Origin of the sequence: Bradyrhizobium sp. DOA9 (assembly GCF_000617845.2) — a bacterium.
Classification (GTDB): domain Bacteria; phylum Pseudomonadota; class Alphaproteobacteria; order Rhizobiales; family Xanthobacteraceae; genus Bradyrhizobium.
Window position 1 is genome coordinate 2473503 of the sequence record NZ_DF820425.1, and the last position, 25254, is coordinate 2498756.

The 25254-nt window shown below is 64.4% G+C and carries 27 protein-coding genes; 19 read left to right on the forward strand and 8 right to left on the reverse strand.

Going from position 1 to position 25254, the window contains the following annotated elements; translation table 11 throughout:
- Positions 1-36: 36 nt before the first annotated feature.
- Positions 37-681 carry a TetR/AcrR family transcriptional regulator gene (locus BDOA9_RS11485; RefSeq protein WP_025034085.1) on the forward strand — a complete coding sequence of 215 codons (645 nt, stop codon included), beginning with the start codon at positions 37-39 and terminating at the stop codon, positions 679-681.
- A 95-nt stretch (positions 682-776) separates the two neighbouring features.
- On the opposite strand, the gene BDOA9_RS11490 is transcribed toward BDOA9_RS11485, so the two are convergent.
- Positions 777-1742 (reverse strand): 2-hydroxyacid dehydrogenase, encoded by a 966-nt coding sequence (locus BDOA9_RS11490; protein WP_042335966.1) that lies wholly within the window; start codon positions 1740-1742, stop codon positions 777-779.
- A gap of 139 nt (positions 1743-1881) precedes the next feature.
- Between BDOA9_RS11490 and BDOA9_RS11495 the strand changes: the two genes are divergently transcribed.
- The 4 genes from BDOA9_RS11495 (at position 1882) to BDOA9_RS11510 (ending at position 4631) form a co-directional block, all read left to right on the forward strand.
- Positions 1882-2250 (forward strand): YciI family protein, encoded by a 369-nt coding sequence (locus BDOA9_RS11495; protein ID WP_025034087.1) that lies wholly within the window; start codon positions 1882-1884, stop codon positions 2248-2250.
- On the forward strand, positions 2247-3533 hold the full coding sequence (locus BDOA9_RS11500) for an RNA polymerase sigma factor (RefSeq protein ID WP_025034088.1): 1287 nt from the start codon (positions 2247-2249) through the stop codon (positions 3531-3533). The genes BDOA9_RS11495 and BDOA9_RS11500 overlap by 4 nt, the downstream gene beginning before the upstream one ends.
- Positions 3534-3647: 114 nt before the next feature.
- Positions 3648-4187 (forward strand): K(+)-transporting ATPase subunit F, encoded by a 540-nt coding sequence (gene kdpF, locus BDOA9_RS11505; RefSeq protein ID WP_025034089.1) that lies wholly within the window; start codon positions 3648-3650, stop codon positions 4185-4187.
- Between the two features lie 30 nt (positions 4188-4217).
- Positions 4218-4631 carry a VOC family protein gene (locus BDOA9_RS11510; RefSeq protein WP_025034090.1) on the forward strand — a complete coding sequence of 138 codons (414 nt, stop codon included), beginning with the start codon at positions 4218-4220 and terminating at the stop codon, positions 4629-4631.
- Positions 4632-4828: 197 nt separating this feature from the next.
- Here the strand turns inward: BDOA9_RS11510 and BDOA9_RS11515 are convergent, their stop codons facing one another.
- The 5 genes from BDOA9_RS11515 to BDOA9_RS37815 all read right to left on the reverse strand — a co-directional run bounded on the left by BDOA9_RS11515 (position 4829) and on the right by BDOA9_RS37815 (position 9058).
- Positions 4829-5179 carry a hypothetical protein gene (locus tag BDOA9_RS11515; RefSeq protein ID WP_025034091.1) on the reverse strand — a complete coding sequence of 117 codons (351 nt, stop codon included), beginning with the start codon at positions 5177-5179 and terminating at the stop codon, positions 4829-4831.
- A 384-nt stretch (positions 5180-5563) separates the two neighbouring features.
- On the reverse strand, positions 5564-5998 hold the full coding sequence (locus BDOA9_RS11520) for a hypothetical protein (RefSeq protein WP_025034092.1): 435 nt from the start codon (positions 5996-5998) through the stop codon (positions 5564-5566).
- Between the two features lie 164 nt (positions 5999-6162).
- The gene (locus BDOA9_RS11525) at positions 6163-6951 is read right to left on the reverse strand and encodes an SDR family NAD(P)-dependent oxidoreductase (protein WP_025034093.1); all 789 of its coding nucleotides are present in this window, start codon (positions 6949-6951) and stop codon (positions 6163-6165) included.
- Positions 6952-7058: 107 nt separating this feature from the next.
- Entirely contained in the window at positions 7059-8723 is a 1665-nt protein-coding gene (locus BDOA9_RS11530) for a methyl-accepting chemotaxis protein (RefSeq protein ID WP_025034094.1), read from the reverse strand.
- Between the two features lie 125 nt (positions 8724-8848).
- A complete protein-coding gene (locus tag BDOA9_RS37815; protein ID WP_152033231.1) occupies positions 8849-9058 on the reverse strand; it encodes a hypothetical protein in 210 nt (69 codons plus the stop codon).
- A gap of 84 nt (positions 9059-9142) precedes the next feature.
- Here BDOA9_RS37815 and BDOA9_RS11535 point away from each other — a divergent pair, with 84 nt between their 5' ends.
- From BDOA9_RS11535 to BDOA9_RS11550, 4 genes are all read left to right on the forward strand, one after another.
- Entirely contained in the window at positions 9143-9547 is a 405-nt protein-coding gene (locus BDOA9_RS11535) for a YciI family protein (RefSeq protein ID WP_025034095.1), read from the forward strand.
- A 47-nt stretch (positions 9548-9594) separates the two neighbouring features.
- Complete coding sequence (locus BDOA9_RS11540) at positions 9595-9960, forward strand: YciI family protein (RefSeq protein WP_025034096.1); 366 nt, start codon at positions 9595-9597, stop codon at positions 9958-9960.
- Between the two features lie 188 nt (positions 9961-10148).
- Positions 10149-10889, forward strand: a complete 741-nt coding sequence (locus BDOA9_RS11545) for a TetR/AcrR family transcriptional regulator (protein WP_025034097.1) — start codon at positions 10149-10151, stop codon at positions 10887-10889.
- A 121-nt stretch (positions 10890-11010) separates the two neighbouring features.
- Positions 11011-11502 carry a DUF2852 domain-containing protein gene (locus BDOA9_RS11550; protein WP_025034098.1) on the forward strand — a complete coding sequence of 164 codons (492 nt, stop codon included), beginning with the start codon at positions 11011-11013 and terminating at the stop codon, positions 11500-11502.
- A gap of 119 nt (positions 11503-11621) precedes the next feature.
- Here the strand turns inward: BDOA9_RS11550 and BDOA9_RS11555 are convergent, their stop codons facing one another.
- Positions 11622-12785: an acyl-CoA desaturase gene (locus BDOA9_RS11555; protein WP_025034099.1), complete on the reverse strand. Its 1164-nt coding sequence runs from the start codon at positions 12783-12785 to the stop codon at positions 11622-11624.
- 277 nt (positions 12786-13062) lie between these two features.
- On the opposite strand from BDOA9_RS11555, the gene BDOA9_RS11560 reads away from it, so the two are divergent.
- Entirely contained in the window at positions 13063-13830 is a 768-nt protein-coding gene (locus tag BDOA9_RS11560; protein WP_025034100.1) for a serine O-acetyltransferase, read from the forward strand.
- A 10-nt stretch (positions 13831-13840) separates the two neighbouring features.
- Here the strand turns inward: BDOA9_RS11560 and BDOA9_RS11565 are convergent, their stop codons facing one another.
- Complete coding sequence (locus tag BDOA9_RS11565) at positions 13841-14359, reverse strand: DUF2231 domain-containing protein (RefSeq protein ID WP_025034101.1); 519 nt, start codon at positions 14357-14359, stop codon at positions 13841-13843.
- 417 nt (positions 14360-14776) lie between these two features.
- Here BDOA9_RS11565 and tolQ point away from each other — a divergent pair, with 417 nt between their 5' ends.
- From tolQ to tilS, 9 genes are all read left to right on the forward strand, one after another.
- Positions 14777-15493, forward strand: a complete 717-nt coding sequence (tolQ, locus tag BDOA9_RS11570; protein ID WP_008546343.1) for a protein TolQ — start codon at positions 14777-14779, stop codon at positions 15491-15493.
- Positions 15494-15536: 43 nt separating this feature from the next.
- Positions 15537-15989, forward strand: a complete 453-nt coding sequence (gene tolR / locus BDOA9_RS11575) for a protein TolR (protein ID WP_025034102.1) — start codon at positions 15537-15539, stop codon at positions 15987-15989.
- Positions 15990-15993: 4 nt separating this feature from the next.
- Positions 15994-16953 carry a hypothetical protein gene (locus BDOA9_RS11580; RefSeq protein ID WP_025034103.1) on the forward strand — a complete coding sequence of 320 codons (960 nt, stop codon included), beginning with the start codon at positions 15994-15996 and terminating at the stop codon, positions 16951-16953.
- A 24-nt stretch (positions 16954-16977) separates the two neighbouring features.
- The gene (gene tolB / locus BDOA9_RS11585) at positions 16978-18339 is read left to right on the forward strand and encodes a Tol-Pal system beta propeller repeat protein TolB (protein WP_445291808.1); all 1362 of its coding nucleotides are present in this window, start codon (positions 16978-16980) and stop codon (positions 18337-18339) included.
- 260 nt (positions 18340-18599) lie between these two features.
- The gene (locus tag BDOA9_RS11595) at positions 18600-20918 is read left to right on the forward strand and encodes a putative bifunctional diguanylate cyclase/phosphodiesterase (protein WP_025034106.1); all 2319 of its coding nucleotides are present in this window, start codon (positions 18600-18602) and stop codon (positions 20916-20918) included.
- 154 nt (positions 20919-21072) lie between these two features.
- Entirely contained in the window at positions 21073-21804 is a 732-nt protein-coding gene (locus BDOA9_RS11600; protein ID WP_025034107.1) for an N-acyl amino acid synthase FeeM domain-containing protein, read from the forward strand.
- 280 nt (positions 21805-22084) lie between these two features.
- The gene (gene pal, locus BDOA9_RS11605; protein ID WP_018641585.1) at positions 22085-22573 is read left to right on the forward strand and encodes a peptidoglycan-associated lipoprotein Pal; all 489 of its coding nucleotides are present in this window, start codon (positions 22085-22087) and stop codon (positions 22571-22573) included.
- Positions 22574-22780: 207 nt separating this feature from the next.
- Complete coding sequence (gene ybgF / locus BDOA9_RS11610; RefSeq protein WP_025034108.1) at positions 22781-23860, forward strand: tol-pal system protein YbgF; 1080 nt, start codon at positions 22781-22783, stop codon at positions 23858-23860.
- A gap of 145 nt (positions 23861-24005) precedes the next feature.
- Positions 24006-25061: a tRNA lysidine(34) synthetase TilS gene (tilS, locus tag BDOA9_RS11615; protein ID WP_025034109.1), complete on the forward strand. Its 1056-nt coding sequence runs from the start codon at positions 24006-24008 to the stop codon at positions 25059-25061.
- Positions 25062-25254: the final 193 nt, after the last annotated feature.

Genomic DNA, 25254 nt, shown 5'->3' on the forward strand with positions numbered 1-25254 from the left:
GCATAATATACATGCGGTCAAGGATTATTTTGCGAAATGGTACAAAAATCGAAGCCGCCAGCTGCTGCCACTCAGCCCAAGCGCCGCGGGCGTCCGCGCGCCTACGAGCCGGATATCGCGCTCGGCAAGGCGCTCGATCTGTTCCGCAAGCAGGGTTTCGCGGCCACCTCGCTCGACGATCTCAGCGCAGCCACCGGCATGAACCGGCCGAGCCTCTACGGCGCCTTCGGCGACAAGCGCGAGCTCTACATCAAGAGCTATCAGCGCTATCGCGACGAGGCCGCCGCGGCGATGGTCGCGATCTTCCGCGCTGAGATGCCGCTGCGCCAGCGGCTGGAGCGCATCTACGCAGCCGCGCTCGATATCTATCTGTCGGGCGACACCGGGCCGCGCGGCTGCTTCACGGTGGTGACCGCGGCCTCCGAGGCGGTCGGCGATCCCGAGATCCGCGCCATGGTGCTGGACGGTCTCACCGGCCTCGACAAGGGATTTGCCAGTTGCTTCCGCCGCGCCAAGGAAAGAGGTGAGTTGCCGGAGAGCGCCGATACGTTCGCGCTGGCGCAGATCGCATCGGCCACCATCCACACCATCGCCATCCGCTCCCGCGCCCGCGTTCCGCGCAAGGAGCTGGAGGCGATCGTGAAGGGCGCAATTGACGTGATGGTGGGAGCCAAAAGCTAGAGCATGATCCGGAAAAGTGTGCAGCGGCTTTCCGAAAGATCATGCTCGAACAAAAACCTAAAGCGCGATCGCATCGCGCTTTAGGCCGCCAAGCCTCAATACCCCCTTGCCCGGTCCACCACGTTCTCCAGCGCGCCGCCCGCCTCGAACCGGGCGATCTGTTCGGCGACATAGGCGGAGATCGCATCCGCGTCTGTGTCGGCGGCATTGTGCGGCGTCAACACCACCTTGGGGTGGGTCCAGAACCGGCTGTCCTTCGGCTGCGGCTCCTGCACGAAGACGTCGAGCGAGGCGGCGCCCAGCGTGCCGTCGTCGAGGCAGGCGAGAATATCGGCCTCGTTCTGCAGGCCGCCGCGGCCGGCATTGATCAGCACCGGCGCGCCGAGCGGGCTGTTGCGATTGAGCTTTTTGAAGACCTCGCGGTTGAGGATGCCGTGCGTGTCTGGTGTCAACGGCAGCAGGCAGGCCAGGATGTCGGTCTTGCGCAGGAACGCGTCCATTCCGGCGGCGCCGTGGAAGCATTCGACGCCGTCGATCGTGCGCGGGCTGCGGCTCCAGCCGGCGACGCGGAAGCCGAGCCGCCGCAGCACGTCGGCCGCGTCGACGCCAAGCGTGCCCAATCCCATGATTCCGACGGTGATCGCGCTCGCCGGCCACTGATATCTGGGCTCCCAGCGCTTCTCGCGCTGCGATTGCCGCAGGTAGAGCTCCTGGCGGTGATGCATCAGAACGTGCAGCACGACATATTCGGTCATGCGGTTGGTGAGATCAGGCACGGCGACGCGCACCAGCGGCACCTCGGGCAGGCTCTTGTCGGCCATCAGTGCGTCGACGCCCGCGCCGAGGTTGAAGATCGCGCGCAGATTGGGGAACGCACCGAGATCGCCCGGCACCGGCTTCCACACCGCCGCATAATGCACCTCCGCCGGATCGAGCCCGGCGTCCGGCAGCAGCACCACGCGGCGATCCCCGCAGACGGCGTCGAAGCGGGCCTTCCAGCGTTCCGGCAGCCAGTTCTGCTGCGTGCTGTTGATCAGGACGGCCAGTGTGCCCAGGGTCATTCGAAGTGCCTCATAAGGTTCCGCTTTTGGTGACCCTCCTTGGCACGATCTGCCGGAGTTTTCTTGCAATTTTTTTCCGCAGCGCTGTCGGGGCGGGGCATATTGGCGCGTCTTCACAACAGACGAGGAAATGCCGGCCATGCTTTACGCCATTCTTTGCTATCACGATGAGGATTTCGTCGGCTCCTGGAGCAAGGACCAGGACGAGGCCGTGATGAAGAAGCTCGCCGTGGTGCAGGACAAGCTCACCAGGCAGGGCCGGCTCGGGCCGGTGGCGCGGCTGTTGCCGACGACCGCGGCGGCGACCCTGCGCAAGGAGGATCCGCCGCTGGTGCTCGACGGCCCCTATGCCGAGACCAAGGAGCAGCTGCTCGGCTTCTACATCGTGGACTGCAAGAATCTCGACGATGCGCTCGACGTCGCACGCGAACTGGGTGCTGCCAACCCCGGCGGCGCCTATGAGGTGCGTCCCGTCGGCGTATTCCGGCCCGGAGGAAACCTGACGTGAGCGAGGCCGATACCGCCTGGATCGAGACTGCGCTGACCTCGGCGCGACCCCAGGCGGTCGGCGCGCTGCTGCGCTATTTCCGCGATCTCGACACGGCCGAGGAGGCGTTTCAGAACGCGTCCTTGCGCGCGCTGAAGACGTGGCCGCAGAACGGGCCGCCGCGTGATCCCGCGGCCTGGCTGATCATGGTCGGCCGCAACGTTGCGATCGACGAGGTACGCCGCGCGCGCCGGCAGCAGCCGCTGCCCGAGGACGACCAGGCGATCTCCGATCTCGACGATGCCGAAGGCGCACTCGCCGAGCGGCTCGACGGCTCGCACTATCGCGACGACATCCTGCGGCTGATGTTCATCTGCTGCCATCCGCAGCTGCCGGCGACGCAGCAGATCGGGCTGGCGCTGCGCATCGTCTCGGGCCTCACCGTGAAGCAGATCGCCCGCGCGTTCCTGGTTTCGGAAGCCGCGATGGAGCAGCGCATCACGCGCGCCAAGGCAAAGGTCGCCGAGGCCGGGACGCCGTTCGAGGCGCCCGGCGCGGTCGAGCGCTCCGAACGGCTCGCCGGCGTCGCCGCGATGATCTACCTGATCTTCAACGAAGGCTATTCGGCGAGCGGCGACACAGCCGAGATCAGGAAGCCGCTGTGCGAGGAGGCGATCCGGCTGGCGCGGCTGCTGCTGCGGCTGTTTCCGAGTGAGCCGGAGATCATGGGCCTGACCGCGCTGATCCTGTTGCAGCACGCGCGCAGCGCGGCGCGTTTTGCCGCGGACGGGTCGCTGATCCTGCTCGACGATCAGGATCGTTCCTTGTGGAACGGCACCTTGATCGCGGAGGGCCTCGCGCTGATCGACAAGGCGATGCGCCACCGCCGCAGCGGACCCTACCAGATCCAGGCCGCGATCGCCGCGCTGCATGCGCGCGCGTCGACGCCGGAGGAAACCGACTGGACGCAGATCGATCTGCTCTATGGCGCCCTCGAACTGGTGCAGCCCTCGCCGGTGGTGACGCTCAACCGCGCGGTCGCGGTCTCCAAGGTGCGCGGACCGCAGGCCGCGCTCGAGCTGATCGAGCCCTTGGCGCCGAAGCTCGCCAACTACTTCCACTTCTATGGCGTGCGCGGCGCCTTCCTGATGCAGCTCGGTCGCAACGACGAAGCGCGAATTGCCTTCGACCGGGCCATCGCGCTCGCGAACACCTCGGCCGAAGCCGCCCACATCCGGATGCATCTCGACCGCCTGATCCGGGACAGCCAGCCGAAGGCAAAGGAAAGCGCCAAGGCGAAGTAGGCCCGTCTGTTTCCACGCCATGACGTGGGGGGCGCAGTGCGCCGAAGAATTTCTGCTCCATTGTCGGGCCTGGCCTCCCCCGTTCGTCCTTTGCCCGTATCCACGGAGCCCCTCATGCTGAAAGCCATTGCCGTCATCGCCATCGTTCTCGCCGTCGGCCTTGCCGCGGTCCTCGTCTTTGCCCTGACAAAACCCGACACCTTCCGTGTCGAACGCAGCCTCGCCGTGAAGGCGCCGGCTGCTGCGATCTATCCGCTGGTTGCCGATTTCCATCGCTGGACAGCGTGGTCGCCCTATGAGACCCGCGATCCCGCCATGAACCGGACGTTCGGCGGAACCGCGGCAGGGAAGGGCGCGACCTATGCCTGGGACGGCAATAACAATGTCGGCGCCGGCCACATGGAGATCCTGGAGGCCAACGGGCCTGCCAAGCTCCGCATCAAGCTCGATTTCGAGCGGCCGTTCGAAGGCCACAACACCGCCGAGTTCACCTTTGTGCCGCAAGGCGATGGCACACTGGTCACCTGGGCCATGTACGGTCCGGCCCCGTTCCTGTCCAAGCTGATGCAGGTGTTCTTCAACATGGACGGCATGATCGGCAAGGACTTCGAGACTGGCCTCGCCAGCCTGAAGAAGCTCACCGAGAAGCAATAAGCCTCACTGCAAACGAAGAGGAGAGAAACGATGCTCAATCCCTACCTGTTCTACCAGGACAATTGCGAAGCCGCGTTCAACTATTACGCCAAGGTTCTCGGCGGCAAGATCGACGCAATGATGCGCGCATCGGATGCTCCGCCGGAGGTGCCGGCCGCGCCCGGCCGCGAGAAGATGATCATGCATGCCCGCATGACGTTCCCCGACGGCAGCGTGCTGATGGCGTCCGACGCGCCGGCCGAGCACTTTCAAAAGCCGCAGGGCTTCTCGATCTCGCTTACGGTCAAGGACCCCGCGGATGGCGAGCGCAAGTTCAACGCGCTCGCCGACGGCGGTAGCGTCAACATGCCCTTCAGCAAGACGTTCTGGGCCAAGGGCTTCGGCATGTGCGTCGACAAGTTCGGCATTCCCTGGATGGTGAATTGCCCGGCCGAGGGCATGTGATAGAGCATGATCCGGAAAAGTGTGAAGCGGTTTTCCGAAAAGATCATGCTCAAACAATAACCTGAAGCGCGATGACGATTCATCCTAATCGCATCGCGCTTTGGGCGCGACCGTCGCGTTGCGATCCCCTTTCTCCAATGCTGCGGGAGAGAAGACGTACGCTTCGTTACGTTACGGGCCGATCGGCCGTTGTCCTCTCACCGGATGGATCCGGTGACGTCCTCGGGCGGCGGCGAGGATTCCACGCAGCGAGGACAAATCACGAGCTTGGCGCCGAGCTTCCTGTCGTTCTCGGCCTGTATCTCATCCTGCACCGCCCACCACGCCTCGGAATATGGGTGCAATGTGCCGAGCACCTTTTCCCGCTCCTGATTGGGATCATTCGCCGCCGGCGCGCCCGTCGTGACGCGCCGCTTGACGACCTGCGGACGGTTCGGATCCTTGCCGAGGCCATCCCATGCGATGGCGCGGCGTTCCTGCGCCGGCGCCTCTGCGCATCCGATCAGCGCTGTGCAAAAAGTGAGCATGATGAAGCCGTGTCGTAGCATGCCGGGCTTTTGCCTCCATAAGCGGCGCGCAGAATCTGCGTGAGACACGCGCATCGTCGGTTCAATGGAACTCAAGCCAAAACAAGCTCGCCGGCATGGCCGAATATGAGTCGTGCTTTCGCATCACTTTGCGGACGCAGTGAGGCACCAGCTGCATCGCACAACAATTGGCGCAATATTGGGCTGTGATATGCACGAGCGAATCGCTATTGGTGAGTCATAAAAGCTACAAACTGGGATGGACGTCACGAAGAGGGGAGCGACCGATGGCGACGGCGCTGCAGATCAACTTTGCTCTTTGGGGAATGCTCATTTGCGCCAGCGCGAAGCTGGCGCCGGTGATCCAGACGCTGTTTTGAAAGCGGTTGGCGGCTGCCGGCTGTATCAGCGGCAACGCGGATAGATCGCGGCGAGATCGCGCCCCTTCAACAGCAGCAACCGCGAGGTCAGGCCGCCACGGCGGCTGATCCAGTCGCGCACCGGGCCGGGATAGGCGGCAAGCACCGCGACCGATGCTTCCGGCTCGGCATAGAAGCGGCCGCGCCGGTCCACCGAGCGTGCCGCGTGGAAGCCGAGCACCGCGCGCTTGGTGACGCAGATGCGCTCGCCAGGCACGATGCTCAGCACCAGCGTGCAGGCGGACAGGCAGGGGCCGTCGATCACCACGCGCTCGCCACTCTCGCGCACCTTTTCGAACAGATCGAGGAACGGCCCGACCTGTCCACCCGGGGACTGGATGATGCGGATCTCCGCCGCCGCAGGCGCGGCGAGCAGCGCGGATGCAAGCATCAGGGCTTTGAGGAAGGTGATGCGTTGCATGGCACTCTCCACGAACTCGATTCCGTAGGGTGGATTAGCTGAGCGATTGCGCGAAGCGCAATGGCTCGGCGTAGCCAATCATGTCCGGCCTCGCTTGAGAAGTGGTGGGCTACGCGCCGCGACCGCGCTTCGCGCAGCCGCAGCGCCAACCCACCCTACATCTCCTACCCGTTGCGCCTCTGCCCGCGCAGCGTCGGCAGGCCGATACCCGCCGCATCGAAGCCGCCGTCCACGGCCAAAATTTGGCCGGTGATGTAGCTCGCGCGGCCCGAGCACAGGAAATAGATCGCTTCCGCGAGCTCCTCCTCCAGGCCGTAGCGGTTGAGCGGAATGGCGTCGTGATAGTCGGCGCGGATCTCCTTGGTGTGCACCTGCTTCGCCATCGCGGTATCGACCGGTCCCGGTGCGACCGCGTTGACGCGGATATTGAGGGAGGCGAGCTCGACCGCGAGCTGCTTGGTGAGGTGCGCAAGGCCTGCCTTGCTGGTGCCGTAGGCCGAGCGCAACGTCGAGGCGCGCACGGCCGAGATCGAGGTGATGTTGACGATGGCGCCGCCACCACCGTCGCGCATCAAGGGTGCCGCCGCCTTGGTGCAGAGAAACGGGCCGGTGAGGTTGACCTCGAGCACGCGGCGCCAGTCGGCATCCGACGTCTCCATCAGCGGCGCGAACACTGCGATGCCGGCATTGTTGACCAGCGCATCCAATCGGCCGAACCGCCGCTCGATTCCCGTCATCGCATCGCTGACTGCGGCCGCGTCCGAAACGTCGCAGGTCAGCGCCAGCGTCGCCTCGCTCCGGCCGATCTCGGCAACCGCGCGGCCGAGCAGCTCGCCCTCGATGTCGAGCAGCGCGACGCGCCAGCCTTCTGCGAGGAACTTCTTCGCGGTCGCAAGCCCGATGCCGCGCGCGGCTCCGGTGACGAGGGCGACTTTTTCCGGCGAAGCAGGCATGGGTTGATCTTGTCCTTCTGTGGGAACGGAAGCCGCACGGGCGGCCAGCGCCTTTTACTGCGCTTTCGTTCCGGCAAGAAGGACGTAGATCGAGAAAGGCTGTTTTCCTACGAAAGTTCCGCCGAGGCCCGCTGCATGTTGGCGGACATGTCCGACGTCACGATGCTCTGCTCCTCGACGGCGGCTGCGGTGGATGCGATGAACTCGTTGACGCCGGCAATCGCGGCTTTGATCGCTGTCAGCGAGCTGGCGACGTCGCCCGAGATGACGTTCAGGGCTTCGATTTCGGAGGTGATCGTGTCGGTCGCCTGCTTGGCCTGGTTCGCGAGGTTCTTCACCTCGGAGGCGACCACCGCAAAACCGCGGCCGGCTTCGCCCGCGCGCGCCGATTCGATCGTGGCGTTGAGTGCGAGCAGGTTGATCTGGCTGGTGATGCCCGAAATCATCTCCACGATGCCGCTCATGGCTTGCGCAGCTGTGGCCAGCTTCTGGGCCTGACCGTCCGCCGATTCGACTCGCGTCGTGGCGACCTTGGACGTTTCTCGCGACTTTGCCATGGTCTCCGAGATCTCGCGGATCGATGCGCTCATCTGTTCGCTGCCGGCCGCGACCGCCTCGATCAGTCCGCGCGCATTGTCGGCTTTCTTGCGGCCGATCGCCTGCGCGGTGATGTCGGTGGCGTACTTCACCACCTTGTAAGGCTTGCCGTTGAGGTCGAAGATCGGATTGTAGGAGGCCTGGATCCAGATCTCTCGGCCGCCCTTGGCGATGCGCTTGTACTCGGCGGCCTGGTATTCGCCGCGATTGAGCGTCTCCCAGAACTGGCGATAGGCCGCCGAATTCTTTTCGTTCGGCTCGACGAACATGGAATGGTGCTGGCCTTTGATCTCTGCCAGCGAGTAGCCCATCGCCTTGAGGAAATTGTCGTTGGCGGTGCGGACCGTGCCGTCCATGTTGAACTCGATCACGGCCTGCGACTTCTGGATCGCGGCAAGCTGACCGTTATTGTCGGCGGCCTGCATCTTCTGCGCCGTGACGTCGGTTGCGAACTTCACCACCTTGAACGGCTTGCCGTTCTCGTCGAGGATCGGGTTATAGGTCGCGATGATCCAGATCTCCTTGCCGCCCTTGCCCAGCCGCTTGTATTCGGCGGCCTCGAACTCGCCGCGGTTCAGCTTGGCCCAGAACGCGGCATAGGCCGCGCTCGCCCGGTCCTCGGGCGTCACGAACATGCTGTGATGCTTGCCCTTGATCTCGTCGAGCGAGTAACCCATCGTCTTCAGGAAGTTCTCGTTTGCGGTGACGATGGTGCCGTCCATGTTGAACTCGATCACCGCCTGCGCGCGATTGATCGCGGCGATCTTGCCGGAATCCTCCATCGTTTTGATCTTGTACGCTGTGATGTCGGTGGCAAATTTGATGAAGCTGACCACCTTGCCGCTCTCGTCGCGCAGCGGCGCGTAGGAGGCGTGGACCCAGACTTCCTTCCCGCCCTTGCCGAAACGTTTGTATTGGGTGGTCTGAAATTCGCCCCGGTTGAGGCTGGCCCAGAAATCGCGATAGCGGGCGCTCTCGCGCTCGGCCGGGCTGACGAAGATGCTGTGGTGCTTGCCCTTGATCTGGGCGAGCGTGTAGCCGCTCATCTTCAGCAGGTTCTCGTTGGCATCGAGGATGGTGCCGTCGAGGCCGAATTCGATCACCGCCTGCGACTGGTCGAGCGCCTCGACTTCCGCGATGGCGTGCCTGACCTTCTTGCTTTGGAAGTTGAACACGTGAGCTCCGTATTATTGCAGGTAGCGATCGGGAGGACTGCCGTACCGTTCTCCGATGAAAAAAGTGGCATCCACGTCTTGACCGTCTGTTAACCTCGCCACTGCCTACGAATTTCGGGCGGTTTTCACGCGTCCTGGCTACGTCCTTCAATTGAAAAGGTTTTCAGCTCTGTGTGCACGTTAAGCGACATACGGCTTCCCGTATTCGTACGGAATGAAATGCGCATGATTTTTCGCGCCGGGTTGCCGGGGCCTGCGTAAATGGCAGGCACGGCGTCTTGAGCATCATCTGGCGCAGCCATCAGATCGGCCCAGAAGAATTTCCCAAATTGCATGTCGGTTCCCTGAAAGTCCGCTCGTCTTGAAGGTGAAGGCGGACGGCTCCGCCGTTCCTCCCGACAATGAAGGCAAGGAACACCATGCGATTCATGATGCTGATGATCCCGCTCGGCTATGAGAACGCGCCGCCGGAGGTGCCGCTCGATCCCGAGCGCGTCGCCGCGATGATGCGCTACAACGAGGCGCTGAAGGACGCAGGCGTGCTGATCACGCTCGATGGGCTGCACCCGCCGTCGACCGGGGCGCGCGTCTCGTTTGCGACCGGCCAGCCCATCGTCACCGACGGGCCTTTCGCGGAAGCCAAGGAAGTCCTGGGCGGCTATTGGATGATCGAGGTCGCCTCGCGCGCCGAGGCGATCGCCTGGGCCAAGAAATGTCCCGCTTCAGCCAACGAGATCATCGAGGTCCGCCAGGTGCAGGAGATGGCCGATTACTCGCCCGAAGTGCAGGAGATCGTCTCCGGGTTTGGCGACCTGAAGACGTAGACGAGACAGCCTATGCACGATTCCAAATCAACCCGAGGAGAAAACCCATGAGCACCGAACACAAATTTCTCGCCATCTATCTCGGCAGCACGAGCGGATCGAAAATGGCGGCGTGGCGCGCGCTGCCCGAGTCCGAGCGGAAGGCGAAGGAGCAGGAGGGCATGGCGGCCTGGCACGGCTGGGTCGAGAAGCACAAATCCGTGATCGTCGAGATGGGCGGCCCGCTCGGCAAGACCCGCAGGATCGACGGGAGCGGCATCACCGAGGTCAGCAATGCGCTGACCGGTTTCACGGTGGTGCGCGCCGCCTCGCAGGAGGACGCTGCAAAGCTGTTCGAGAACCATCCGCATTTCGCGATCTTCCCGGGCGAGGCGATCGAAGTCATGCCCGTGCTGCCTATTCCGCAGATGTAGCTTCCAGCGGATCGCCATTCCGGGCGGTCCGCAGGACCGAACCCAGAATCTCGAGATTCTCCGGTGCGCCAGCACGCACCGGCGCTTGATGCTGGCGCATCGCCCGGAATGACTGCGGAGAATACGGGTTAATCAAACTCGTCCGCCGCTAGTGACCTTCGCGCCCTGCTCATGTAAAGGTCGTTCACATGAGCTGGCGCAAGGAGCAGCGCCGCGCCGAGCGCGGCTATCACCACGGCAATCTGAAGGAAGCCCTGTTGCAGGCGGCCCTCGGGCTGATCGCCGAGAAGGGGGCGGCCGGCTTCACCTTCGCCGATGCCGCGCGCATGGCCGGCGTCAGTGCGGCGGCGCCCTATCGGCATTTTCGCGACCGTGACGAGCTGTTGTCCTCGATCGCCCAGCGCGGTTTCGAGCAGTTCGAGGCGCGCCTGTCCGCTGCCTGGGACGACGGGCGGCCCGATACGGTCACCGCCTTCGAGCGCGTCGGCAAGGCCTATCTCACCTTCGCCCGCGAGGAGCCGGCCTTCTACAATGCGATGTTCGAATCTGGCGTGCCGGTCGATGCCAATCCTGCACTTCAGGCGGCCAGCGAACGCGCCTTCAACATCATTCGCGCCGCAGCCGAGCGGCTCGCCGCGCTGACGCCGCCCGGCACGCCCCGCCCGCCGGCGATGATGATGGCGCTGCACATCTGGTCGATGGCGCATGGCGTGGCCTCGCTGTTCTCGCGCGGCGATGCCGCGCGGCGCAAGCTGCCGATGTCGCCGGACGAACTGCTGGAGGCCGAGGTGCTGATCTATCTGCGAGGCCTCGGCTTCCCGACCGACCGCCGTCCTGCGGCCAGGGGCGCCGAGCCGCCGCCGGTGCCGCCGGAGGCTCCCTCCGGTTCGGGCGTCCCGCCCGGCGGCCCCTGGGGCAAGCCGAAATAAAATTACGCAAATAATCACGCGGGCGTGTCTTGCGGGCAGCTTGACAAAATCGCGGGATGGTCTAGCTATGTAAATGTTATTTACATTCACAACGGCGCTGGTGCCGTGATGGAGATGGGAAATGGCCTACACCGCTGACGTCAATCGCTGGCGCGGCCCTTCGGACCAATACCAACAGTACGAGCGCCCCCGCATGCTCGATACGCCCTGGCATCCGGGCTGGATCGCCGTGACCATTCTCGGCTTCATCATCTGGTGGCCGATCGGACTCGCCCTTCTCTTTTTCACACTCGGGAGCAGAAGAATGTCGTGCTGGAGCCACCAGGATCGCTGGCAGAACAAGATGGAAAAGATGCAGTACAAGATGGATCGCATGCGCGACCGCATGGAGCGCCGCGGCTTCGGCTTTGGCTTCGGCCCGCCGTCCTCCGGCAACCGCGCCTTCGACGAGTATCGCAGTGAGACGCTGCGCCGGCTCGAGGAAGAGCAGGTCGAGTTCAAGAACTTCCTCGACCGCCTGCGTCACGCCAAGGATAAGGAAGAGTTCGACCAGTTCATGGCGCAGCACAAGACGCGTCCGACCCCGCCGCCGACCGACCAGCAGCAGGGCTGATCCGAAGGAGCCCACCTCTCAAAGCCTTCAGGCGCATGCCCCCAAAGTCCTGATGGCCCCGAGCCGCGCGTCTGCGCAACCCGCAGGCGGGCGGTTTGGTTTTGGCGTCCTCGCAGACTTCAGCGCACGGCCGCGAGCTGCGTGCGAACCGACGCCAGGAAGTGGTCGTAGGCGTGGTCGACGATCTCGTTCAGCGATCTCGTGCGCGCGAACATCGCCTTGGCCTCGGCGAGAAACTCCTCGCGTGTCGGAATCTTCGGCAGATGCAGATGCGTCAGCGCGTCGACACCTTCATGTGCACGGTTGAGAATGTCGTGCAGTGACGGCAGCTGCAATTGAGCAAGGTCGGCCCGGCGCCGCGCCGACGAGATCGCATGCGCCAGAGTCTGCGCATCGAAGCGTCCGGCAAGCTCACGGGCCGCCCGCTGGATCACCCGCGCGCCAAGCAGTTGTTCGTTGCGCAGCACCTGCTCGGGCGGTGCCTTCATGTTCCAGACGATTCCAATCCACGACAAGACCGTGAGGACGTAATAGGTCACGTCGACCTCCCACCAGCGAAAGCCCTGTCGCACGCTGCTCTGATAGGCGTGGTGATTGTTGTGCCAGCCTTCACCCAGCGTGAACAACGCCAGCAGCCAGTTGTTGCGGGAATCATCGCCCGTCACGTAGCGTTTGCGCCCGTGCACATGGGCGAGCGAATTGATGCAGAAGGTCGCGTGATAGAGCAGCACCGTGCTCCAGAGGAAGCCGACCACCAGACCCGGCCATCCCGCCACCAGGAAGCAGAGTCCTGCCAGCACGAACGCCGGCAGCAGCTCCAGCCGGTGCAGCCACATCAGCTCGGGATAGGCGGCGAGATCGCCGACCTTCACGAGGTCGGTCGCATCGTGCTGCCGGTAGAAGATCCAGCCGAGATGGCTATACAGGAAGCCGCGGTGACGCGGTGAATGCACGTCGTTCTCGGTGTCGGAATGCAGGTGATGGTGGCGATGCTTGGCCGCCCACCACAACACGCTCTTCTGGGCGCTGCTTTGCGCGAGGCAGGCTAGGATGAACTGAAACACCCGGCTGGTCGCAAACGCCCGATGCGAGAAATAGCGATGATAGCCGGCGCCGATCGCGAACATCCGCAAGCAATAGAGTGAGACGCAGATCGCGACCGCCTGCCAGGTGACGCCCGACCAGATTGCCGCCACGCAGCCGAGATGGACCAGCAGGAACGGTATGGCGGAGGGATACATGATGTCGTCGTGGTGGTCGTCGGCGTGGGCGTTGAGCGACATATCTTCAGCGTGACCTTGGATGACGTGGATTCGAAAACTCGCTTCGGCAGCTGGGCGGCGCCGGGTACGAAAAACCCGCGGTGGGGGATCACCGCGGGTTTCGGCCGAAACCGACCGACTATACGGTCGCGGTTGCCTGGCATGCAAGCTCGTAGCCGCACGGGGAGCATGGGACTCGCGCAGCTGCGCGTGCAATTGCCGCCAATTGGCATGTGGGCTGCACGCAGCCTATATTCGTGAGCGAGAAGGAAGCGTCAAAACACCGCAGGCGGCGAAGATGGCGAAGGCTGCGATCATGGCGAGCGAGACCCTCTGGGAGCAGATCCGCGGCGAGGCGCAGCGCGCCGCAGCGGCGGACCCGATCTTCGGCAAGGCGCTTGCCGGCGCCATTCTCGTACATGACGATTTTACCGCCGCCTTGGCCGACCTGATCGGACGTCGGTTGGGCGGCACAACGGCCGAACGCGAGCGCTTCACAACGTGTTCCTGCGATGCCTTTCGTGGCCAGCCGGATCTGGTCGAAGCGGCCGCCCGCGACTTGCGCGCCATCGTGCGCCGCGATCCCGCCATCGCCGGACTGTTGCCGCCGCTGCTGCACTTCAAGGGGTACCTCGCGCTGCAGGCCTGGCGCGTCTCGAGCTGGCTCTGGCGCCACGATCATCGCGACGCCGCGCTGCTGTTTCAGAACGAGGCCTCGAACCTGCTGCAGGTCAGCATTCATCCGGCTGCCTGCATCGGCTCCGCGGTGTATCTCGACCACGCCACCGGCATCGTGATTGGCGCCAACGTCGTCATCGGCGACGACGTCACCATTCTCCAGAACGTCAGCATCGGCCGCAGCAGTGAACTGCCGGCGCGCTCGCCCCGCATCGGCCGCGGCGTCTTCATCGGCGCCGGCGCCAGCATCCTCGGCGACATCAGCATCGGTGATCTCGCCAAGATCGGCGCAGGCACCGTCGTGACGCGCGATATCCCCGCCGGCTGCACGGCGGTCGGCAATCCTGCGCGGCTGACCAACTGCCCCGAGGCAGCATCAGCCGCCTGAGCTCCCTCGCTCATGCGGCGCGGCGATGGTTCTCGCCGCCATGATGCGGGTTGACCGGCTCTGAACTGGTCTGGCCCGGCGCATCCAGCACCGCGACGTGGTGGCGGTACACCATCTCCCAGCCTTTCCATCCCGTGAACAGGAGGATGCCGACCACGATCAGGGACAGCACGACGCCCCAAGGGTTGATCGCCGCCTCCGCGCCTTGGGCGTAGCGGAGATAGAAATTGACCAGGGCCAGCACCACCGCCGCGAGATTGCCGACCATGTGGTACCAGGCATCGTTCAGGCGGCGGATGCGCGGCTCGCTGAAGAAGTCCGTGAAGCCGGCCGCGGCGGCAACCAGCGCCATGACGATGCCGGCGCCGATCAGCCAGATCGCGGCGCGCGCCCAGAAATTGTCGCCGGTTCCGATGAAGGCGAGATCGGCGATGGGGGCGCCGACCAGGAATGCGACGGGGAACGGGATCAGCATGGGGTGCAGCGGGTGATCGCCGATCGCGGCGGTCGTCTTGGGGTTGATGGACATGGTACAACCTCGCTGAGGGTGATTTTCCGGACAATTTTTGGCGCGAGAGCTGGTTCCTCCGGCCTGCATGGACGCGGAACTCGTGCCGATCCCCTTGCGCGGACTGCCGTTCCCGCAGCCAAATGCGCCGCCGGTAACCCCGCATTAACCATCGGCAGGCTCTGGTAAGGCTGGACAGGCGTGCCCGAAGCCCGACGTCAAGGCCTGGGGTCGAGGCCCCTTAGTTTTGACATCTTGGCGGGGAATGCAGGCGGCCGGCTTTGGACAAGCCTTTGGACGAGCCCTGCAACCCCAGAAAGACAAGGCTTTGAGCGGGCTTGCCGGCCGCGCGGGTCCAGCGCGGCTGTTGGGGAATACCGGCCGCGATTTGCTGGCCGAAGGACATTAGGTAACGATCGCCTTGAGAGGATACTGCTTATGAATCCGGCCGAATTGGCTCAGTCAGCCCTTCCGGTTGCTGCCTCCGCCGACGTGTCGCTGATCGCGCTGTTCTGGCAGGCTCACTGGATCGTGAAAGCGGTGATGCTGGGGCTTCTGGCCTGCTCGGTCTGGGTCTGGGCGATCGCCATCGACAAGATCTTTCTCTACGCGCGCACCCGCCGCTCGATGGACCGGTTCGAGCAGGCGTTCTGGTCCGGCGAGTCGATCGAGGAGCTCTATCGCACGCTGTCGGCCAAGCCGACGCATTCCATGGCGGCCTGCTTCGTGGCGGCGATGCGCGAGTGGAAGCGCTCGTTCGAGAGCCATGCCCGCTCGGTCGCGGGGCTTCAGATGCGCATCGACAAGGTGATGAACGTCTCGATCGCGCGCGAGGTGGAGCGGCTGGAGCGGCGCCTTCTGGTGCTCGCGACCGTCGGCTCGGCCGGCCCCTTCGTCGGCCTGTTCGGCACGGTCTGGGGCATCATGTCGAGCTTCCAGTCGATCGCGGCGTCGAAAAATACCTCTCTGGCGGTGGTTGCCCCCGGTATCGCCGAGGCGCTGTTTGCGACCGCCGTCGGCCTTATCGCCGCCATTCCTGCCACTATTTTCTACAATAAGTTCACCTCCGAGGTGAACCGGCAGGCCCAGCGGCTCGAAGGCTTTGCTGATGAATTTTCAGCCATCTTGTCTCGTCAGATCGACGAGCGGGGCTGACGGACGGCATGTATGATGTGAAGGGCAAGTTGGGCACGCGATCATGGCCATGAACGTTGCGAGTTCGTCCGGCGGCGGCGGGCGCCGCGGCCGGCGCAAGCCGGTCGTGGCCGAGATCAACGTCACGCCGATGGTCGACGTCATGCTGGTGCTGCTCATCATCTTCATGGTGTCGGCACCGATGCTGACGGTCGGCGTGCCGCTCGACCTGCCCCAGACCCAGGCCAAGAGCCTCGAGAACAACGACCAGAAGCCGATCCAGATGTCGGTCGACATCAAGGGCAAGGTGTTCATCAACGATACCGAGATTGCGCTGAACGAGCTGATCCCGAAGCTGAAGGCGATCACCGACGCGCGCGGCGGGCTCGAGGAGCGCATCTATCTGCGCGCCGACAAGAAGGCGGATTACGGCACCGTCGCCAAGGTGATGGGCCAGCTCTCGGGCGCCGGATTCAAGAAGCTGGCCCTCGTCACGGAAGCGGATCAGGGGTCTTGAGGCCGTGAAGGTGAACGTCGACAAGACACTCGTTGCGTCGATTGCCCTGCATGTCCTCGTGCTGGGATGGGGGCTCGTCACCTTCAGCAGCAAGGCCTACATCGCGCCGGAGGAGTCGCTTCCGGTCGACATCATCTCCACCGACCAGCTCGCCAAGATGATGGCGGGGCAGAAGACCGGCAAGAAGGAAGAGCCGAAGCCGAAGGTCGAGAAGATCGCCGAACCCAAGCCCGAGGAAGACGCCGTCGGCAAGGTCACCGAGAAGAAAGAGCTGATCAAGACCAATTCGCAGCCGGAGCCGCCGCCGAAGCCTGTCGAGAAGCCGGTCGAGAAGAAGCCGGAGCCGCCCAAGCCCGTCGCCGAGGCCAAGCCGAAGGAAGAGCCGAAGCCGCAGGAAAAGAAGCCTGATCCGGCCAAGGAAGATCCGATCGCCGAGCTGCAGAAGAAGATGGAGACCAAGAAGCCGCCGCCGAAGCCGGTGGAGCAGAAGGTCGCGGCGGTGCAGCCGCAGCAGCAGCCGAAGCCCAAGGAGCGCACCTTCGATCCCGCGCAGATCCAGCGCGACCTCGACAAGCGCGCCGCGACGCGGCACGAGCAGACCGGCGCGGCGCTGAATGCGTCGGCGTCGCTGGGATCTGCGACCGGGACTGCAGCCAACAACGTCGCGACCTGGCAAGGTGCGTTCTTGTCAGCGGTCAAACGCTGTTTCACACCGACCTATAACGGCCAGGATGCCGATCAATACGAAGCTGACATTGATATTTACATGAAGATCGATGGAACGCTGGCATCCGAGCCGGTCGTCGTTGCGGTAAGGGGACCGTCTCGTTCGATCGCCCAGGCGGTGGCGGACAGCGGCAAGCGCGCTATCATGCAATGTCAGGCCTATTCGTTCCTGCCGAAGCAACAGTATGACACTTGGAAAACTATTCCGATGCGCTTCGGCCTGAAGGATATGTTGTGACATCCGAACAAAAAGAATTTTGCGATGAATGACGTTCGATCAATGAACCGCCGCCGCTTCATGACGCTGACCGGATCCGCGCTCGCGACGTTTGGGGCTGGACATACCCTCGCCCAAGCGCAAAAGCGGCTTGAAATCAATCCAACCGAATTCCAGCCGATCCCGATCGCGATCACCAATTTCCTGCCCGGCTCGCCCTCCGACGGTGACGTCGGCAACGGCGTCACGCAGGTCATCACCAACAATCTGAAGCGCTCGGGCCTGTTCGCGCCGATCGACCAGGCTGCCTTCATCGAGCGCATCAACAACATGGACGTCGCGCCGCAATTCCAGAACTGGAAGACGCTCAACGCGCAGGCACTCGTCACCGGCCGGATGACGCGGCAGTCCGATGGCCGCCTCAAGGCCGAATTCCGTCTGTGGGACGTCATCTCCGGCCAGCAGCTTGCGGGCCAGCAATATTTCACCTCGCCGGAATATTGGCGCCGCATCGCCCACATCATCTCCGACCAGATCTACGAGCGGATGACCGGCGAGAAGGGCTATTTCGACAGTCGCGTCGTGTTCGTCGACGAGACCGGGCCGAAGGAGCGCCGCGTCAAGCGGCTCGCGATCATGGATCAGGACGGCGCCAATGTCCGCTATCTGACCCGCGGTTCCGATCTCGTGCTGACGCCGCGCTTCTCGCCGAACTCGCAAGAGATCACCTACATGGAGTTCGGCCAGGGCGATCCGAAAGTCTACCTCTACAACATCGAGACCGGCCAGCGCGAGATCGTCGGCAATTTCCCCGGCATGACCTTTGCGCCGCGCTTCTCGCCGGACGGCCAGCGCGTCATCATGAGCCTGCAGCAGGGCGGCAATTCCAACCTGTTCGTGATGGATCTGCGCTCACGTTCGACCACCCGCCTCACCGACACGCCGGCGATCGACACCTCGCCGTCCTATTCGCCGGACGGCAGCCGCATCTGCTTCGAGTCCGATCGCGGCGGCCGGTCGCAGATCTACGTGATGAGTGCGGGCGGCGGACAGGCGCAGCGCATCTCCTTCTCCAAGGACGACACCAACGCCAGCTATTCGACGCCGGTGTGGTCGCCGAAGGGCGATTACATCGCCTTCACCCGGCAGGGCGGCGGCCAGTTCGCGATCGGCGTCATGAAGCCGGACGGCTCCGGCGAGCGCATCCTCACCTCCGGCTTCCACAATGAAGGCCCGACCTTCTCGCCGAACGGCCGCGTGCTGATGTTCTTCCGCGATCCCGGCGGCAATGGCGGGCCGTCGCTGTACTCGGTCGACATCTCCGGCCGCAACGAATTGAAGGTGCCGACGCCGGGCTTTGCCTCGGACCCGGCATGGTCGCCGCTCCTGTCCTCGACGTCGGGCTGACGAACATCGCAGTTGAGACATCGCGCGTTCAGACGCGCGATGTTTTCGAAAAAGCGCGCCGATTTTTCCGCATTCTTCATCAAGGGAAACACTTCCTTCACCTTGTGCCCCGGCAGGACTTGCCTACCTGCTTGATATTTCAGCTGGAAATCAATTCGCTGCTGCCGAAAACAACTCGACTTTAACGATGTTCCCTCAGAAAGGCTTCACCTGGAGTGGGTAAAAGTACGCGGCAAAACAGGACGCGCGTACAAACACCGATGCAGTTTGCAAGCCAGAGCAGAGAGCCGGACCAGGCCTCGCCGACGATTTCGGCGGCGCTGACGGATTCGCTGTTCGAAGCTCCCGGCACGGTGCTGACCGGCATTGTGTTCTCGGCGTTCTCGGCCTCGCTGACGGCGCTCAAGACCGGGCAGATGCTGCTCTGGAGCTTTGTTCCGCTGCTCATCCTCGCGGGCGTGATCCGGGCAATCGATTTGCACCGGTACCTGAGCAAGAAATCGACCCTCTCCGCTGAACAGGCGGCCAGCTGGCAGACGCGCTACCGGATCGGAGCGCTGATCCAGGCTGCGGTGATCGGCCTGTGGTGCGCGACCTCCCTGTTGAGCAACGACGATGCCGTGGTCCACATGATCGCGCTCTCGGTCACCACGGGAATCGTGGCGGGAGCGGCCGGACGGGCCTACGGACGGCAGTCGATATTCCGCCTGCAGGCCGTGCTGATATTCGGCCCGGCCGTGGTCGCGATGGCGCTGCGCGGCACGCCCTATTACATCGCGATGTCCGGTGTGTGCGCGGCGTTCCTGTTCGCGGTCATGCAGCTCTCGGGCAACCTGCACAGGATATTCCTGCGCGCGGTTCTGGCGCGCGAGCGCGAGGCCGCGCTCGCCGGCCAGTTCGACACGGCACTCAACAACATGCCGCACGGGCTCTGCATGTTCCACCGCGACGGGCAGCTCGCGGTGATGAACCATCGTTTCGGCGAGATGATGAACCTGCCGGACGATCTCGTGCAGAGCGGCATCACCGCCCGGGGTATCGTCCAGGCCTGCGTCGGCGCGGGATGCATCTCCGCCGCGAGCGGCGAGGAGATCATCGCGGACTTCGAGAGCCTGCAGGCAAAGGAGATCATCACGAACGACCAGAGGAACCGTTCGCTGTCATGGACCATCCAGCCGATGGCCGATGGTGGCGCGGTGGTGCTGCTCGAGGACATTACGGAGCGGCGCACGGCGGAGGCGAGGATCAGCCATCTCGCCCGCTTCGACGATCTCACGGCGCTGCCGAACCGCGTCAACTTCCGCGACGAGATCGAGCGACTGCTGGCGAGCGCGCACAATGCCGGGCGGCTCTCCGCACTGCTGTTCATCGATCTCGATCAGTTCAAGCAGGTCAACGACACGCTCGGCCATCCCTGCGGCGACCAGCTCCTGTGTGCGGTGGCCAACCGCCTGCGCGAGATGTTGCGGCCCGAGGATTTCGTCGCCCGCTTCGGCGGCGACGAGTTCGTCGTGTTCCAGCAGAGCCTCGCTTCGCCCGAGGACGCCGCGGCGCTCGCCCGCCGCATCGTCGAGCGGCTGAGCGAGCGCTATCGCATCGACAATCACCTGGTCGAGATCGGCGCCAGCGTCGGTATCGCGCTGACCTCGCCGGATGGCACCAGCGCCGACACGCTGCTCAAGAATGCCGACATGGCGCTGTATCGCGCCAAGGCCGACGGCCGCGGCACCTTCTGCTTCTTCCGGGACGAGATGGCGGCGACCGTCGAGGCCCGCCGCATCCTCGAGCTCGACCTGCGCAAGGCGCTCGCCAACGAGGAGTTCGAGCTGTTCTACCAGCCGCTGGTCAATCTGAAGTCCGGCAAGATCACCACCTGCGAAGCGCTGCTGCGCTGGAATCACCCGGTGCGCGGCACGGTGTCGCCGATCGACATCATCCCGGTCGCCGAGGACATGGGCCTGATCGTCGATCTCGGGCGCTGGATCCTGCGCCGCGCCTGCGTGGAATGCATGAAGTGGCCGGAAGGCGTCAGCGTCGCCGTCAACTTCTCGCCGCAGCAATTCCACCAGCGCGACGTCCTGAGCGAAATCCGCTATGCCCTCGAAGTGTCCGGCCTGCCGGCGCATCGGCTCGAGATCGAGATCACCGAATCCTCGCTGCTGCGTAACACGCAGCTGACGCACGACATCCTGTCGCAATTGCACGCGCTCGGCGTGCGGATCTCGCTGGACGATTTCGGCACCGGCTATTCGAGCCTCAGCTATCTGCACAATTTCCCGATGCAGAAGGTGAAGATCGACCGTTCCTTCCTCGAGGGTATCGACACCGACCGGCCGCTGACCCTGCTGCGCGGCGTGGCGCGGCTGTCCGCCGACCTCGGCATGTCCGTCGTGGTCGAGGGCATCGAGACCAACGAGCAGCTCGAGCTGATCAGCGCCGACGGGACGGTGAGCGAAGGGCAGGGCTACCTGTTCAGCCGGCCGGTTCCCGCAGTGCGGATTCGCCAATTGCTCAATGCCTCGCACGGCCGTCGCCTCGGCGAAGAGGAAATCGCCGCGGCCTCGCGATCGATCGCCTGAATTCTTTCCATTGATGTCTGGCGTTGCTGCCCCCGCAATCTTACGGAGGCACAAAGGTTAACCCTAACCGTTCTAATGCTTTGCAATTCTGTTAAGGGACCATTAATCTTTTCGCTACTCGCGGAAGTTGCTTGCAAGTGTGTAGAGGTCATAGATGAAGTCCGGAGCCGAATCGTCCACGGCGCTTCTTCCGCGGGGAGCTGCGCTGTTTGATCGCATCGATTACCGGCTCATCGAAACGCCGGAGGACAAAGACAGCCTGTATCGGATGCGGTACCGGGCCTATCTGCAGGCCGACCTGATCGTGCCCTCGGAGTCGCAGCGGGTCATCGATCGTTTCGACGATGCGCCCAATGTCTGGAATTTCGGGGTGTATGTCGACAACGAGCTTTGCAGTGCCGTTCGCATTCACATTCTGACGGCCGAATGGCGGGCTTCGTACACGACCGAAGTGTTCGGCGACGTCCTTCATCCACGTCTCGACCGCGGCGAGGTCTTCGTCGATCCCTGCCGGTTCGTCGCCGATCCCGAGATGCATCAGCGTTTTCCGGAGCTGCCGTACCTGACCGTCCGCCTGCCTTTCGTCGCCTGCGAACATTTCAACGCCGATGTCGGCCTGGCGATGGTGCGCACCGATCACCAGGCGTTCTACCGGCGGGTGTTCCTGTCCGACCCGCTCACGGAACCGCGCCCATTTCCCGGATGGCATTCGAAGAAGGTCATCCTGATGGGGTCCGACTACCCCAAGGTGCGCGAGCGAATTCTGACGCGTTTTCCGATCATGCGCTCGAGCGCGTTCGAGCGGCGGATGCTGTTCGAGCGCAGCAGCCAGCGCAAGACCATGCCCCGGCCGATGCTGGTTACAGACGCCGCGGCGCAGGCCTGAATCCGTCGGGTTCGGTGGCCGGAGGTCCGGGCGGTCTTGGTGCGTCCTGACCGCGGGCTGGCCCAGAATCGCGGCAGCGCCGGGCCTTTTGCCGCTCAACGCGGCTTGCCTTCACCCTCGTGCCACATTTACAACCCATTAACCATGGCGTTTGCTTTTCGCTGGTTGGGGGCATTTGACCGGCTATGGCAAGGTTCCGTCAAGGTTGACGGAACGTTCGCTTAACCAACCCCCTGTAGACCGGACAGCAGTGGACTAACGTGAGCGTGGAGGCTCCGGAATGAAACATCCTATGCGTATCCTCCAGGGATTGAAGCTGGCCGCAGTGCTCGCCGTCGCGCTGTCGATGGGCGCCTGCGCCAACAAGAATGCCGCGACGGATGCGATGGCCAATGCGGCGACGCCGGGCAGCCAGCAGGACTTCGTCGTCAACGTCGGCGACCGCGTGTTCTTCGAAAGCGACCAGACCGATCTGACCCCGCAGGCGATCGTGACCCTGGAGAAGCAGGCGCAGTGGCTCCAGACCTATCCGCGCTACTCCTTCACCATCGAAGGTCATGCCGACGAGCGCGGCACCCGCGAATACAACATCGCGCTCGGCGCCCGCCGTGCCCAGTCGGTGCGTTCGTTCCTCGCCTCGCGCGGCATCGACCCGAACCGCATGCGCACGATCTCCTATGGCAAGGAGCGGCCGGTCGCCGTCTGCAACGACATCTCCTGCTGGTCGCAGAACCGCCGCGCGGTCACTGTCCTGAACGCGAGCTCCTGACGATCGGTCGGGTCGCCGGCGGTCAGTCAGGTGCCGTTCAGCTTTGCAATTGGATGATGCCGGCGCCCTCTCGGGCGTCGGTTTCGTTTCAGCATTCTGTGACTGAAAACCCCTTGGTATCAGTCACATTTTTGGCGTACTCCACTTCAATGTGTGGAGCGTCGAGGGTTCCGTCGCAGGCCAGTTCGCTTTCGTCGTCAGGACAAGATGTCATCCAGATTTAAGGTCTTTACCGGCACCGTGGCGACCGCCGCGCTGCTCTCCTTGTGCTCGCCCGCACTTGCGCAATCGGGCTATGGGCAGTCGGAAGATGCCGACCCGGAGATGCGGATCGAGCGGCTGGAGAACCGGCTGCGCCAGCTCACCGGCCAGAACGAGGAGCTGCAATATCGCAACCGCCAGCTCGAAGAGCGGCTGCGGGCGCTCGAGGGCGGCGCGCAGGGCGCGCCCGGGCAGGCACCGAATGTCGCGGCGATGCCGCCCGCGCAGATCGCACCGAGCCAGATTGCACCGGGTCAGGTCGCGCCCGGCTATCGCCAGCCTCCGCAACAGCAGGCCGCGCAGCCTGCTTACGAGCAGCCGCAGATCGCCGCGCCCGCGCCGATCGTTCAGGAGCAGCCGGCGCCAGGCGCGCCCGGTACGCGCCGCCGCGGCGATGCCTTCGACCCAAACCAGAACCCGAATGCGCCCGGCGCCCCGCGCGCACTCGGCGGCGGGCAGCAGCCGATGCCGGCGGTCACGCCAGGCGGCGGCCGCAATCCGGGCGAGCCGCTCGATCTCGCCAACACCAGCCCCCGCTACCAGCAAGGTGTGCCGCCAGCCGCGCAGCCCGGCTATCCGCCGGCGCAATCGAATTATCCGGCACCGGCCGGTGGCACAGCTTTGGCCACCCTGCCGCCCTCGGCGACGCCGCGCGACGAGTTCGACCTCGGCATCGGCTACATGCAGCGCAAGGACTACGCGCTGGCCGAGCAGACCATGAAGAACTTCACGCAGAAATTTCCGGGCGACCCGCTGGTCGGCGACGCCCAATACTGGCTCGGCGAGAGCTATTTCCAGCGCCAGCAATATCGCGATTCCGCCGAAGCCTTCCTCGCCGTCACCACCAAATACGAGAAATCGGCGAAGGCCCCGGATGCGCTGCTGCGGCTCGGCCAGTCGCTTGCCGCGCTGAAGGAGAAGGAGGCCGCCTGCGCCGCCTTCGGCGAGATCGGCCGCAAATATCCCCGCGCTTCCGCCGGCGTCAAAGCCACCGTCGATCGCGAGCAGAAGCGGGTGAAGTGCTAGAGCATGATCCGGACCCGGAGGGCCGCGCAACGCAAAGTGTGCAGCGGTTTTCCGAAAAGATCATGCTCAAACAGGAGCATTCGCTGACAAAGCGGATGGCGTTGCGCTAAACACTCGGTCCATTCCCGCGGACGATTGCAGCGTCATGTCAGACGACGACGATTCACCGATCTCGGCGCGCGAGGCGAGGCGGCTGTTCGCGGGCCTGAAAGATGCGCCGGCGCTGGTGCTCGCGGTCTCCGGCGGGCCCGACTCGGTCGCGCTGATGTGGCTTGCGGCGCGCTGGCAGCGCAGCCTTGCGCGCGGCCCGCAAATCACGGTCGTCACGATCGACCACGGCCTGCGCCCGGAAGCCGCCCGCGAGGCGCGCGAGGTCAAGCGGCTCGCCGCCGAACTCGGATTGCCGCACCGGACCCTGCGCTGGCGCGGCGAAAAGCCGAAGACGGGATTGCCTGCCGCCGCGCGCGAGGCCCGTTATCGCCTGCTCGCACGAGCCGCGCGTGCCGCTGGCGCCAGCCATGTCCTGACGGCCCACACCCGCGACGACCAGGCCGAGACCCTGTTGATGCGCCTGTTCCGCGGCAGCGGACTTGCCGGGCTCTCGGCCATGGCTCGTTTCACCGCGCGCGACGGAATCGTGCTGGCGCGTCCGTTGCTCGATGTCCCGAAATCGCAGCTGATCGCGACGTTGCGGCGGGCGAGGATCGGCTTTGCCGAGGACCCCAGCAACCGGGACACCGCCTTCACCCGGCCGCGGCTGCGCGCGCTGCTGCCGCTTCTCGCGGCCGAGGGCGGCGATGCCAGAAATCTGGCGCGGCTGGCAGCGAGGCTGGCGCGGGCCAATGCGGCGGTCGAGGTGCTCGCGGACGGCGCCGAGCGCTTCCTCCGCCTGCGGGATCGCGGCGATGCGCCGCAGGTGGGTGTCCGCAGCTTCGAGGCCTCGGCCTTTGCCGCCCTGCCGGAGGAGGTGCGGCTGCGGCTCTTGCTGCGGGCCATCAACGCGCTCGGCCATGAAGGGCCAGCGGAACTCGGCAAGGTCGAAACCCTGATGTCCGTGCTCGATCGGGCGATCGCCGGCCGCCGTGCAGCCGCAAATGGCCGGCCGGTCCTGAAGCAGACCCTTGCGGGAGCCTTGATCAGCCTTGCCGGCGGGCGTATCCAGGTCGCGCCGGCGCCGGCCCGGCGGCGTAAGGGCAGATGAGCGCGAAGAGAGCGGATCATGACACCGGTCAATTCGCGTCCGCGCCGTCAGGCCACCTTAACCAGGCAGGAAAAACCCCGGTTTGGCGCCATGATTTCAGCGGGAATCGCGGTAAGATGGGATAAATAGTCCCATCTCGTTCCCTTGGCAGCGACGGGGGCGGCACCTAAATTCCAACGATGAGGATTCCTTG